This window comes from Bacillus sp. ISL-57, assembly GCF_018613135.1.
Lineage (GTDB): Bacteria > Bacillota > Bacilli > Bacillales > DSM-1321 > Peribacillus > Peribacillus frigoritolerans.
The window spans coordinates 1-12,475 of the sequence record NZ_JAGGQV010000004.1; the positions used below are offsets into that span (position 1 = coordinate 1).

Below are 12,475 nucleotides of genomic sequence, written 5' to 3' on the forward strand. Positions count from 1 at the left end.
TGCCAGTAGCCAACGGAACCGACTGCCTTTGCTTCTGGAAACGGGGTGATGCTAAACATGCATCCCTTATCTCCAATCTGTAGATACCGTTGATGACGCGTTAGGATTTGTTCATCACTTTCTGGTCCGCCAAGATGTTCCATCATTTCTGGGGCATTTAGTTGAAATAGTAATGGAAGGTCTTTAGCTTGCCACGGTTTAATTTCTAATCTAGTTTCCGAAATCCGACTCACCCCTAAAGATTATATTTTCTCTTATAATCTTCTTGGCTTCATGCGAGATTCCTTTATTTGACCTTATTATTCTATTGCCTTTGTGCTGAAGTTTGATTTTAATAAGAATAAAGAGATGAATGTTTCCCATTAAATGCTATAATTTACAGGTGATTCTATCAAATGACAGAGAACGGAGATGAAGAAATGAAATCTTCAGTAAATCAGTTTTCCACTCAATTTGAATGGATATTGAATGTGATCAATGTGGGTGTCCATATTGTGAATAAAGATGGGGATACGGTTTTTTACAATGAAATGATGGCGCATATCGACGGGCTGGATCGGGAGCAGGTGCTGGGGGAGAATATTTTTCAGCTTTATCCTTCATTGACAGATGAATCCAGTACGCTGCATGTGGCCTTGGAAAAAGGCAATGAAACGATTGAGTCGATTCAAACATATGTCAATTTAAAGGAGAAAAAAATAACGTCGATCAATAGTACGTATCCTTTGTATGAGGATGGTGAAATTATTGGGGCAGTGGAAATCGCAAAGGACATTACGAAGGTCATGAATATGTATGACCAAATTGTCGATTTGCGTTCCCAGCTGGCCGAGACGCATAGGAAGAATAAGTTTTCTGAAGGGACGGCGACCTATCATTTTAGTGATTTGATCGGCAATAGTCCTGCTTTTAAGCAAGCGATTTCTTTGGCTAAAAAAGCGGCCCGTACACATTCCCCGGTCATGATTTATGGACCGACAGGGACAGGTAAGGAACTGGTCGCGCAAAGTATACATAATGTAAGTGCTCAGCGAAATCAGCCTTTCATCGCGCAAAACTGTGCGGCCGTTCCAAAGGAATTGATGGAGGGGCTGCTGTTCGGCACGACGAAAGGGGCTTTTACCGGAGCGATGGATCGCATGGGCATTTTTGAGCAGGCAAATGGCGGTACTCTTTTCCTTGATGAGCTGAATAGCCTCGACCTCGGTCTGCAGGCAAAATTGCTGCGGGTGCTTCAGGAAGGTGAAGTGCGCCGTGTTGGAGGTTCGAAGGAGCAAAAGATTAATGTGAAGATCATTGCTGCGATGAACATTTCTCCGGAAGAGGCGTTGGAGCGGGGAATTATTCGTTCGGATTTGTTTTTTCGCCTCAATGTCGTAACGATCCAGATGCCTTCACTTTCCGAGCGTAAAACGGATATTCCGGAAATCGTCAATCACTTTATTCAAAAATTCAACAAATCATTTTTTACGGAAGTGCGCGGGATCAGTCAAAAGGCGATGCAGCGGCTTCTTCAATATCCATGGCCCGGGAACATTCGTGAACTGGGACATGCCATCGAGTTAACCTTTAACGTCATGGACGCTGGGGAAGATATGATTGATGAACATCATCTTCCTGCTTATCTTTTCCCTTCAGGAAATTATGCTGCAGCAAATGCGCAAAGCCAGCCTTCCCCATTGAAGAACAGGATTGATTTACCTGTCGTTCTTGAAGAAATGGAAAGGGAAATGATCATCAATATGTTCGAGAAATATAACGGGAATATCAGCAAAACGGCAGAAGCCCTCAATATTAAAAGGCAGGGACTGCAATATAAGTTAAACAAGTACGGCATTGAAAAAGTTTATACGGCAGGGTCGAAGGAGTCCAAGTGAGTTCGTTTTTTTGGAAACGCTGTCACTGTCATATCATGATGTAATCTAAAGGGACTTTCAGAATGTAGACAAGCTCGATGAAAATCGAGTTTGTCTACATTTTTTTTGCTTGTACAAATTTGGACGTTGGTTGGAACGTGGGGCACTCGCTTTCTGTGGGCCGTCCGCCCTCGACGCACTTTCGCCTGTGGGGTCTCCTTTGGACTCGCAGACCCGCTCCAATCAACTATGTTTAAAAATTTGGATAGAACTCCCTGTTTACAAACTCGAGGGTTCCTTTGAAAGAGAGCCTTCTTTTTTATTGCTTGGCGCAAAGAATTTGGCTGCAAAAAATCATGCATAATGAAAAATATCTTGCGATTTTATGCTCGGTTTACCCCCATTTGCTTATGATTACCGTGTTATCAATGTTGGCATCATTCTTGCGAGAGTATATAGATAAGTTCTTATAATAAGGGGGCATTATTAATGAATTTGATGGGAATGGATGTAAAACATAAAGAATACCTAGGTGGACGCAGGCATTATAATGATATCGAATTGTGGAAGGATGTAACGGAAGAGCAGTGGAATGATTGGATCTGGCAATTGACCAATACGATTAAATCACTGGATGATCTGAAAAAGGTCGTCAACCTGACACCGGAAGAAGAGGAAGGAGTCCGGATTTCTACTCAAACGATTCCGTTGAACATTACGCCTTATTATGCTTCTTTGATGAATCCCGATGACCCTCGCTGTCCGATTCGTTTACAGTCTGTACCGCTTTCGGCAGAAATGAACAAGACTAGATATGATTTGGAGGATCCGCTGCATGAGGATGAGGATTCCCCAGTTCCAGGATTGACGCATCGTTATCCGGATCGCGTTCTATTCCTTGTAACGAACCAATGCTCCATGTACTGCAGATATTGTACGCGACGCCGTTTTTCAGGTCAGGTAGGCATGGGTGTTCCCAAGAAGCAGCTTGATGGGGCGATTGAATATATCCGGAACACTCCGGAAGTTAGGGACGTCCTGATCTCTGGCGGTGACGGACTGTTGATCAATGATAAGATCCTTGAATACGTATTGAGTAACCTACGCGCCATCCCGCATGTGGAAATCATCCGGATCGGCACACGTGCACCGGTCGTTTTCCCACAGAGGATTACGGAAAATTTATGTAATATTCTGAAAAAGTACCATCCGGTTTGGTTGAATACGCATTTCAATCATTCGCTTGAACTGACGGATGAAGCGAAAAAAGCATGTGATATGCTCTCGATGGCAGGAGTGCCGCTTGGTAATCAGGCAGTCATCCTCGCTGGTATTAACGATAGTGTCCATATCATGAAAAAGCTTATGCATGACTGTGTTAAAGCAAGGGTAAGACCTTATTACATTTATCAATGTGATCTATCTGAAGGGATTGGCCATTTCCGGGCGCCGGTTTCAAAAGGACTGGAAATCATTGAAGCACTGCGCGGCCATACATCAGGATATGCAGTGCCAACCTTTGTGGTGGATGCTCCTGGCGGAGGCGGAAAGATTGCCTTGACTCCGAATTACCTCCTTTCGCAAAGTCCGGATAAAGTCGTTTTACGGAACTTTGAAGGAGTGATCACAAGCTATCCGGAGCCGAAGAACTATGTGGCCGGCAGTGCGGATGCTTACTTCGATGAAGTGTATGGTACTGCGGATAGGAAAGAAGCCGTCGGGATTTCCGCGCTCATGACGGATGAGAAATTCAACTTGGTGCCAGAGGGCCTTCGTCGTCTTGACAAGAGAAAAGCGTATGAAAGCACTGATGAACATGCTTCCTTGAAGGATCGCCGTGACAAACGGGATGAAATGAAGGAAAAATTAAGGTTGGCCCAAGAAAAAAAGTTGGCCGCTAGCGGCGCGGTGAAATCTGCTGGCAAGGAGGAATGAAGATGGACTGCTTATGGTGCAATGCCCCAAACGTAGAAGAAAGCGAAAAGAAGGATTGTTACTGGATCATGCCTGACGGGAAACGCTCAATAAAAGTCCTTCAAGTTCCGGCCATAAACTGTCCTGAATGTGGAATCTATGTGTCTGATTCAATGAATCAAAAGGTGGATGAAGCCTTATCCATATATGATGTGAGTGAATATCCTGACGAGTTTACGTATGAACAGCTTCTTCAGGCACCTGTCAAAAAATTATTCAATTGGAAATAGAATGCCGGGAGAAGCGGATGTTAGGCATCTCTTCTCCCGAATTCTTTAAATAAGGGGGATACATGATGCCTGTTCAAAAGCTGCCTTTTTTCACCCAAATGGAGACCGGGGATTGTTATACGATGGAGCTCTATCATGATCATGCCAATCAGCGCTTGCGCATGGATGATTATCGGGGAAATATCAAAAAAGCGATCGATCGGGCCCTTGCCATCGCAAAGGAGCAGGGCTTTACAAAAGTGATACTTAAAGCAAGGAATGAAGATGTATCAGCGGCGTTGGGTCAAGGATTCATGCTGGAAGGAATATTGAGCAAGTATTTCAAAGGGAATGATGCCTATTGCATGGCCTTCTATTTAACGGATGAAAGGCGGACTAGCGACTTTTGGGTCAAGGAAGATATGGTCATCCAAGATGTAACCAAGGTTTCAAGACCGATTGAATCCCAGCAAATACCTGAAGGTTATATCCTCCGGTCTGCTACGGAGAAAGATGCACAGGAGCTGGCGAAGCTATATGGTGCCATTTTTGAAACCTATCCTACACCGATGAATGATGAGCGATATATCAAGAAAGTGATGGAGGAAGGGACGATCTTTAGTGTTATCGAATATGAAGGAACCATCGTGAGTGCTGCATCCGCTGAAGTGAATGAAATGTATCATAATGCTGAAATAACGGACTGTGCAACAATTCCCCAGCATCGAAAGCATGGTTTCATGAAGGTGCTCATCTCCGCATTGGAACAAGAATTGTTCAGGAAAAACATTTATTGCTCTTATTCATTGGCCCGTTCATTGTCAATGGGCATGAACGCGGTCTTTCATCAGCTGGGATATGAATATGGCGGCAGAATGACGAAGAATTGCAATATTTGGGATAAGTATGAGGACATGAATATTTGGGGTAAAGATTTATCCCTCAAGTAGGAGGATTTTTCTATGGCTAAATACACATGGGTTGATAAAGAAACCTGCATTGCTTGCGGGGCGTGTGGTTCAACAGGTCCTGACATTTATGACTATGACGATCAAGGGATCGCTTTCGTGATCCTTGACGATAATCAGGGGATTGCCGAAGTTCCTGAAATCCTGCATGATGACATGCAAGATGCCATGGAAGGCTGCCCTACGGAATCCATCCTGATTCAGGATGAGCCTTTCAGTCTTGTAAGAACGTAATAGATTAATAGATATTGTGAACGAACGTGAAAAAGGAGAGATGAAATGGAACGAAATCATTTGATTAAGCCTACTTTAGATCATGACTATCCCACTATCTCTCATGGGAATGGAATTTATCTTTATGATACAGATGGAAAGCAGTATATAGACGGCTCATCAGGAGCGGTCACGGCAAGTATTGGACATGGTGTATTGGATATTGTCGAGGCCATGACGGAGCAGGCCCGCAAGGTTTCTTTTGCATATAGGTCTCATTTTACGAGCGGGGCCGCAGAGGCATTGGCCAAAAAGCTAAGTGAGCTGGCTCCAGGGGATTTGAATTGGTCATTTTTTGTGAACAGTGGATCGGAAGCGACCGAAACGGCAATGAAGATTGCGATTCAACATTGGCAAGAAAAAGGGTTTGAACGAAAAAATCGCATAATCTCAAGGTGGACGAGTTATCACGGGATCACGATGGGCGCTTTATCGATGTCAGGCCATGTACCAAGAAGAAAACGTTTTGTGCCGCTATTGGAGGATTTCCCTAGCATATCTGCTCCTTACTGCTATCGCTGTCCTCATAATAATGAAACTTCAGGATGCAAGCTTAAGTGTGCAGATGAACTGGAGACAGCCATTCAAAGGGTCGGCTCCGAGAATATCGCAGCCTTCATCGCAGAACCGATAATCGGGGCATCCGCTGGTGCTGTAACACCGCCGGATGGCTACTATCAAAGGATTAAGGAAATCTGCGAAACCTATGACATTCTTTTTATCGCCGATGAGGTAATGACGGGAATCGGCCGGACAGGAAAAATGTTCGCAATGGAACACTGGGGAGTCACCCCGGATATCATCGCATTGGGTAAAGGAATGAGCGCCGGGTATACTCCAATCGCAGCCACGATGATTACTGACCGTGTCATGGAGCCCATTTTAAAAGGCTCGAAATCAATCATGGCTGGACACACATATAGTGCAAACCCCCTATCGGCAGCCATTTCATTGGAAGTGCTTTCCTACATTGAGCGCAATGACCTGGTTCGGGCAGCGGAAGAGAAAGGTCAATATCTGTTTCAGAAGCTGCAAGGGTTGGCTAAAGAATTCGACATCATCGGTGATGTTAGAGGGAAAGGGCTTCTCCTTGGTCTTGAGTTTGTCTCAGATCGGGTGTCAAAAAAGCCATTCGACTTGCAAATCGGCCTGACTCCAAGGCTTGTCAATAAGGCTTTTGCGAAGGGGTTGATAATCTATCCTGCTTCAGGTGCGATTGAAGGAATCGCTGGTGATGCGGTTATCATATCTCCGCCATTAATCATTACGAATGAAGAAATCGATCGCCTTGTCATGATACTGGAAGCTTCCCTCAATGAGTTGCGGCAAGAATTGCACGCGGAAGGTTTGATTGAAGACATGCAGGCTATTTAGGAGGAACGGTATGAAGCAGGTCATTACGAAGAAAAACAAAATTGTGACCATGGAAGAAGCGCTGGAGCATATTTCCGATGGATGCACACTCATGTATGGCGGATTTGGCGGAGTGGGGACTCCTCCGACGCTTGTACAGGGTATCCTTGACAAGGGCGTTAAGGAATTGACCTTGATTGGCAATGATACTGGATTCCCTGATATCGGCATTGGCCGGCTTGTGACCGCTGAAAGGGCAAAGAAAGTGATCGCTTCGCATATTGGATCCAATCCTAATGCCGGCAAGCTCATGACTGAAGGAAAGCTGCAAGTCGAATTTTCACCGCAGGGGACATTAGCCGAACGAATTCGTGCCGGCGGTGTAGGCTTAGGCGGGGTTTTTGTCGATGTCGGGATTGGTACGATAGCCGAAGAAGGCAAGGACAAGATTGTGATAGAAGGAAAAGAATATTTGGTGGAAACCGCTCTGACGGCTGAAGTCAGCATCGTCCATGCCAAAAAAGCCGATTCACTTGGGAATTTAGTGTACGACAAGACGGCATGCAATTTCAATCCGCTGGTAGCGATGGCAGGGGCCTTCACGATTGCGGAAGTGGAGGAAATCGTTCCTGCAGGCGAATTGGATCCGGAATGTATTGCCACACCAGGCATTTATGTAGATATGGTGATTCCGACAAAAGGGGTGAATTGGAAATGGGCATGGCAGTAGATGTACGAAATCGCATCGCGAAACGCGCCGCCAAGGAAATCCATGACGGATTGATCGTCAATTTAGGCATTGGCATCCCTACCTTGGTGGCGGATCATATTCCTCAAGATATCCATGTGCTGTTCCATGCGGAAAATGGAGTTCTCGGTACGGGGCCAAGTCCTGAACCCGGAAAAGAAGATCCTGCCCTCTGTAATGCGGGAGGTTTCCCGATCACCACTGTAATGGGAGCTTCTTACTTTGACAGTGCAACGGCATTTGGGATGATCAGGAAAGGATACATCGACATCACCATCCTTGGAGCCCTGGAAGTCAGTGAAAAAGGGGATTTGGCGAATTGGATCGTCCCAGGAAAACGGGTGCCGGGTATGGGCGGGGCAATGGAGCTTGCCCAGAAAGCCAAGAAGGTGATCGTCCTGATGAATCACGTGAATAAGCAGGGTGAATCTAAGATCCTGAAGACATGTACGCTTCCATTGACGGCAAGAAAGAGTGTGGATTTAATCATTACGGATATGGCTGTCATGGAAGTAACAGAAGAGGGATTGGTGCTTAAGGAAGTGATGGCGCCATATACCGTGGATGATGTGCTAAGGAATACAGAGGCATCATTGAAAATCCATGCTGCCGTCAACACCATTGAATAAGCCGAAAAAGGAACAGAATATGTGTAATTAAGGAGGATAAACGTGCCGGATATACAAAAACGGATAAACCAATGGATCAAGGATCATCGGGAAGAAGGAACGAATCTATTGCAAAAAATGGTACAAGCCCCGAGTACACAAGGAAATGAAGCCGGGGCACAGGCCATCGTCGCCCAAAAGCTGCAGGAAATGGGTTTGCAGATCGATAGCTGGGAACCTGACGGCAGCGAGCTGAAAAAGCATTCTTATTTCTATTCTCCGCGCAGTGAATTCTCCAACAGCCCCAATGTGGTGGGTATCATGAAAGGGACTGGAGGCGGACGTTCAATCATCTTGAACGGACACATCGATGTGGTTCCGGACGGAGACCGAGATCAGTGGGACGACGACCCATATAGCGGCGCGATTAAGAATGGAAGAATGTTTGGACGCGGCGTAACCGATATGAAGGGTGGAAATGTATCGCTGATCCTGGCGATGCAGGCATTGAAGGAAAATGGCATCCAATTAAAAGGAGATGTCATTTTTCAAAGTGTAATTGAAGAAGAAAGCGGCGGTGCCGGAACATTAGCGGCTGTCCTGAGAGGATATAAAGCCGATGCCGCCCTGATCCCTGAACCGACGAATATGAGGATCTTCCCAAAACAGCAGGGTTCGATGTGGTTCCGAATCCATGTTAAAGGCCGGTCAGCCCATGGCGGAACAAGGTATGAAGGCGTTAGTGCGATTGAAAAAAGCATGACTGTCATCAATCATATTCGTGGCTTGGAAGAAAAGCGAAATGCACGTATCAGTGATCCGCTTTATCAGAATACACCCATTCCGATTCCAATCAATCTTGGTGTCATTGAAGGCGGTAATTGGCCGTCATCCGTTCCCGACCTTGTGAAAGTCGAAGGAAGGATGGGCGTTGCGCCTGAGGAAACGATGGAGCAGGCGAAAGAGGAAATGGCTGCCTGGTTATTGCAACTCGAGGAAGCCGACCAATGGTTCAAAGAAAACCCGCCCGTATTGGAATGGTTCGGTGCACGCTGGGTTCCAGGATCAATTGATGTAGAGCATGAACTGATGAATGCACTAGTTCATCAATATCGGCAAGTTGCCGGACAGGACCCGGTCATTGAAGCCTCCCCTTGGGGAACGGACGGGGGGTTGCTGACACATGTCGGGGAAACGCCAGCAATCGTTTTCGGACCAGGAGTAACTGAGGTTGCCCACTATCCAAATGAATACATCCTGCTCGATAACGTGTTCTCCACAGCCGAAATCATTGCGCTTACTCTAATTCAATGGTGTGGAATGGAGACTGGGCAGGATGGGGTCACCCGATCCGGGACCAGGGAGACGATACTAGGAAATGGCAATTAAACTGGATGGCATCCCAGCAAGTGAAGCGAACGATTAAGTCTTTCACAAAGCGGTTGTTAAAAAACTCTTTTATTCTTGAACTTTTAACTTTAAAAGAAAATGAGGTAGGAACCTTATGGACATGAATCTCATTGATAATGAAGAACCGACAGTTAAAAGGAATCCCATTGATAATCAAGAACCGACAGTTAAAAGGCAACTGAAAGCAAGACATATGACCATGATTGCCATTGGCGGTTCAATAGGAACCGGATTATTCCTGGCAAGCGGGGCAACCATCCAGAGCGCAGGGCCCGGCGGTGCCCTCGCTGCCTATGCCTGTATTGGGATCATGGTTTATTTCCTGATGACAAGCTTAGGGGAAATGGCGACATATATGCCTGTGTCGGGATCCTTTTCCACCTATGCCACACGCTTTGTTGATCCTGCATTCGGCTTTGCACTTGGCTGGAATTATTGGTTTAACTGGGCAGTCACGCTTGCCGTGGAAATAGCTGCAGCAGCCATCATCATGAAATTCTGGCTCCCTGATGTACCCAGCCTGATATGGAGTGCCTTATTTCTTGGAATCGTCTTCACCCTCAACGCCCTATCCATTAAAAGCTATGGTGAATCTGAATATTGGTTTGCCCTAATAAAAGTCATTGCCATCATTTGCTTCATCGTCATTGGTTTATTGACCATATTGGGGATTTTTGGCGGAAAGGTGATCGGATTTGAAAACTTCACCATGGATGAGGCACCGTTCAAGGGAGGATTTTTATCGATCATCTCAATCTTTCTAATCGCGGGATTTTCTTTTCAAGGCACGGAACTGGTTGGTATTGCTGCCGGGGAAAGTGAAGAACCCGAAAAAAATGTTCCGAATGCAATCCGCCAAGTATTTTGGCGCATCCTACTATTTTACATCGGGGCAATCCTGATACTTGGTCTCTTAATACCGTATACGAGTCCAAGCTTGTTGAACGGAGATGTCGAAAACATTTCTGTAAGCCCTTTCACACTTGTCTTTGAACGGGCAGGGCTGGCATTCGCGGCATCCGTCATGAATGCAGTCGTGTTAACCTCCTTACTATCCGCCGGGAACTCGGGGCTATATGCATCAACAAGGATGTTATGGTCGATGGCAAAAGATCATCAAGCTCCCAAATTCCTGGCCAAAGTCAACCGCAGGGGGATCCCGATGAATGCCTTGATCATGACGTCCTTAATTGGAGGGTTCGCCTTCTTGACCTCCATTTTTGGGGACCATGTATTTACATGGCTATTGAATGCATCCGGGCTGACTGGCTTCATCGCCTGGATTGGAATCGCCATAAGCCATTATCGCTTTAGACGTGCCTATGTTGCACAGGGTGGTGACCTAAACGAACTGAAATATAAAGCAAAATGGTTTCCATTCGGTCCGATTCTTTCATTCACCCTGTGCATGCTCGTCATAGCAGGACAGAACTATGGAGCATTCCTAAGCGGCAGCATCGACTGGTATGGCGTCGCCGTCTCCTATATCGGATTACCGATATTCCTGGCAGTCTGGTTAGGATACAAGATTTATCACAAGACCAAATTAATAGCATTAAAAGATTGTCAATTCGATAAATCAGATGTGGCTTGATACCAATGGAAAAAACCTGAGCCCCCCTTTGGGGACTCAGGTTTTTTTATGAAGATTTGTATCGAAATCGAATTATATCTGCGAAAATCAGAATATATCTGCGAAAATCCAGTTATATCTCCGAAAAACGCAATATATCTACGAAAATCGAATTATATCTGCGAAACGGCAATTATCTCATCTCAAATGATTTTTTTATAGCTGAATAATTGGAGAAGTGGTGCAATATTATTCTATGTACGATTATGCTGTGGATGAAAGGAAACTGATGATGAAAGAGGCGTTTCGCGGTTCTGGAATTGGAGTCATTTTCATGGCGGTATTCGGGACACTGTGGGCGGGTACCGGTGTAATGGGATTGCAGGGGTGGGGGTTTCCCTACGTGGAACTCGCAGCCATATTCGTGGGAATCATCATGGTTATCGTTGGCATTTCATTAATTCATGCATCACAAAAAATGTCCAATCAAGTTTCAGATGATGGGGCAAGACGTCTTAAGCGTATCGGATTTTTGTTTAATATGGTCTTCATTGCCGAAGGTTTGCTGATCGGGATTGCCATTGCCATCTGTAACTTGATCAATCAGACCGATCTTATACCGGGAGTCATCGCCATTATTGTAGGGATTCATTTTTTGCCATTGGCGTCACTTTTCCAAATCAAGGTTTATTATGCAACAGGTGTGCTTCTCTGTTTATTGGCGCTTATCACATGGCTGGTTGTGCCAGACACCGTCATGGTTGGGGAACATCAAATCCTTGCACCGTTATCATTGCTCGGCTTTGGATGCGCGCTAATACTCTGGACCACTGGACTTACGCTATGGCTTGGAATGAAGAATTCAAGCCGAACGATAACCGATGAAGAATGAATCAATGAAAAAACCCGTCATGGCGAACGGGTTTTTTCATTTAATTTTTCATCCAGGTCAAGAGCCTGACAATTTGAAATGGTTCATACCAAACGAGAATGAAACTTAAAAGAAAGAATGCAGCCACAGCCAAAAATTTCGACATTCCTCTTTCATTTTTATACATGGCCCCTAAGCTGCATAACATACCAATTAGCAACGCCCCGAATCCTGAAATCATAAGCAGCTCGGAGGCTTTTGAAAAAGCAAGGGAACAGCAAAATGAAAGTAGTCCAATCACTGCAAATACGATTGACCAATTGCTTAAACGTTTCATAGAAACTCCTTTTTTACTAATTATACCAATTTGGTGTTAGTAATGGAATGAAAAAATTGGGGTTGTCACTTATGGGAATATATTGTAATATATATAACAATATAAAATTTTAGAAGCATTGATAAGGACATGAATCATGTTTACGGCCTGCAGAGAGGGAAGGAAAGCTGCGAACTTCCTGGCTTAGGATATTGATTTACCGCCTTTGAGCTATATCGGTGAACAAGAGTAACTGGTATCGTATAAGCTGCGTTACAGCTCCAGAGCCATGAGTGTTTTTTGCTTATGGGAAATT

At 45.2% G+C, this 12,475-nt stretch carries 13 protein-coding genes; 11 read left to right on the forward strand and 2 right to left on the reverse strand.

Annotated features, from left to right (window positions below):
* The coding region (locus tag J7I90_RS28105; protein WP_396020417.1) for a GNAT family N-acetyltransferase at window positions 1–233 on the reverse strand (233 nt) is incomplete at its 3' end.
* A 162-nt stretch (window positions 234–395) separates the two neighbouring features.
* Between J7I90_RS28105 and J7I90_RS08400 the strand changes: the two genes are divergently transcribed.
* From J7I90_RS08400 to J7I90_RS08450, 11 genes are all read left to right on the forward strand, one after another.
* The gene (locus J7I90_RS08400) at window positions 396–1,877 is read left to right on the forward strand and encodes a sigma-54 interaction domain-containing protein (RefSeq protein WP_251025182.1); all 1,482 of its coding nucleotides are present in this window, start codon (window positions 396–398) and stop codon (window positions 1,875–1,877) included.
* A 483-nt stretch (window positions 1,878–2,360) separates the two neighbouring features.
* Window positions 2,361–3,791 carry a lysine 2,3-aminomutase gene (gene kamA, locus J7I90_RS08405; RefSeq protein ID WP_214771277.1) on the forward strand — a complete coding sequence of 477 codons (1,431 nt, stop codon included), beginning with the start codon at window positions 2,361–2,363 and terminating at the stop codon, window positions 3,789–3,791.
* Between the two features lie 2 nt (window positions 3,792–3,793).
* Entirely contained in the window at window positions 3,794–4,060 is a 267-nt protein-coding gene (locus J7I90_RS08410) for a YokU family protein (protein WP_214770499.1), read from the forward strand.
* Between the two features lie 65 nt (window positions 4,061–4,125).
* The gene (gene ablB / locus J7I90_RS08415; RefSeq protein ID WP_214770502.1) at window positions 4,126–4,989 is read left to right on the forward strand and encodes a putative beta-lysine N-acetyltransferase; all 864 of its coding nucleotides are present in this window, start codon (window positions 4,126–4,128) and stop codon (window positions 4,987–4,989) included.
* Window positions 4,990–5,001: 12 nt separating this feature from the next.
* Window positions 5,002–5,241, forward strand: a complete 240-nt coding sequence (locus J7I90_RS08420; RefSeq protein WP_214770505.1) for a ferredoxin — start codon at window positions 5,002–5,004, stop codon at window positions 5,239–5,241.
* 45 nt (window positions 5,242–5,286) lie between these two features.
* On the forward strand, window positions 5,287–6,654 hold the full coding sequence (locus tag J7I90_RS08425; protein WP_214770507.1) for an aspartate aminotransferase family protein: 1,368 nt from the start codon (window positions 5,287–5,289) through the stop codon (window positions 6,652–6,654).
* A gap of 10 nt (window positions 6,655–6,664) precedes the next feature.
* A complete protein-coding gene (locus tag J7I90_RS08430) occupies window positions 6,665–7,363 on the forward strand; it encodes a CoA transferase subunit A (RefSeq protein WP_214770510.1) in 699 nt (232 codons plus the stop codon).
* Window positions 7,348–8,010, forward strand: a complete 663-nt coding sequence (locus J7I90_RS08435) for a 3-oxoacid CoA-transferase subunit B (RefSeq protein ID WP_214770513.1) — start codon at window positions 7,348–7,350, stop codon at window positions 8,008–8,010. The genes J7I90_RS08430 and J7I90_RS08435 overlap by 16 nt, the downstream gene beginning before the upstream one ends.
* A gap of 42 nt (window positions 8,011–8,052) precedes the next feature.
* On the forward strand, window positions 8,053–9,378 hold the full coding sequence (locus tag J7I90_RS08440) for a peptidase (protein WP_214770516.1): 1,326 nt from the start codon (window positions 8,053–8,055) through the stop codon (window positions 9,376–9,378).
* Between the two features lie 115 nt (window positions 9,379–9,493).
* Window positions 9,494–10,993: an amino acid permease gene (locus tag J7I90_RS08445; protein WP_396020151.1), complete on the forward strand. Its 1,500-nt coding sequence runs from the start codon at window positions 9,494–9,496 to the stop codon at window positions 10,991–10,993.
* A 220-nt stretch (window positions 10,994–11,213) separates the two neighbouring features.
* Window positions 11,214–11,864, forward strand: a complete 651-nt coding sequence (locus J7I90_RS08450; protein ID WP_311315238.1) for a DUF7010 family protein — start codon at window positions 11,214–11,216, stop codon at window positions 11,862–11,864.
* Window positions 11,865–11,904: 40 nt separating this feature from the next.
* On the opposite strand, the gene J7I90_RS08455 is transcribed toward J7I90_RS08450, so the two are convergent.
* Window positions 11,905–12,180, reverse strand: a complete 276-nt coding sequence (locus J7I90_RS08455; RefSeq protein ID WP_214770518.1) for a hypothetical protein — start codon at window positions 12,178–12,180, stop codon at window positions 11,905–11,907.
* Window positions 12,181–12,475 lie beyond the last annotated feature (295 nt).

What these genes read in the sequence shown, in the direction of transcription:
- ablB (WP_214770502.1), top strand. Translation starts at nt 4,126, where the DNA reads ATGCCTGTTCAAAAGCTGCCTTTTTTCACCCAAATGGAGACCGGGGAT.
- J7I90_RS08425 (WP_214770507.1), top strand. Translation starts at nt 5,287, where the DNA reads ATGGAACGAAATCATTTGATTAAGCCTACTTTAGATCATGACTATCCC.
- J7I90_RS08420 (WP_214770505.1), top strand. Translation starts at nt 5,002, where the DNA reads ATGGCTAAATACACATGGGTTGATAAAGAAACCTGCATTGCTTGCGGG.
- J7I90_RS08435 (WP_214770513.1), top strand. Translation starts at nt 7,348, where the DNA reads ATGGGCATGGCAGTAGATGTACGAAATCGCATCGCGAAACGCGCCGCC.
- J7I90_RS08400 (WP_251025182.1), top strand. Translation starts at nt 396, where the DNA reads ATGACAGAGAACGGAGATGAAGAAATGAAATCTTCAGTAAATCAGTTT.
- J7I90_RS08430 (WP_214770510.1), top strand. Translation starts at nt 6,665, where the DNA reads ATGAAGCAGGTCATTACGAAGAAAAACAAAATTGTGACCATGGAAGAA.
- J7I90_RS08445 (WP_396020151.1), top strand. Translation starts at nt 9,494, where the DNA reads ATGGACATGAATCTCATTGATAATGAAGAACCGACAGTTAAAAGGAAT.
- J7I90_RS08455 (WP_214770518.1), bottom strand. Translation starts at nt 12,180, where the DNA reads ATGAAACGTTTAAGCAATTGGTCAATCGTATTTGCAGTGATTGGACTA.
- kamA (WP_214771277.1), top strand. Translation starts at nt 2,361, where the DNA reads ATGGATGTAAAACATAAAGAATACCTAGGTGGACGCAGGCATTATAAT.
- J7I90_RS08410 (WP_214770499.1), top strand. Translation starts at nt 3,794, where the DNA reads ATGGACTGCTTATGGTGCAATGCCCCAAACGTAGAAGAAAGCGAAAAG.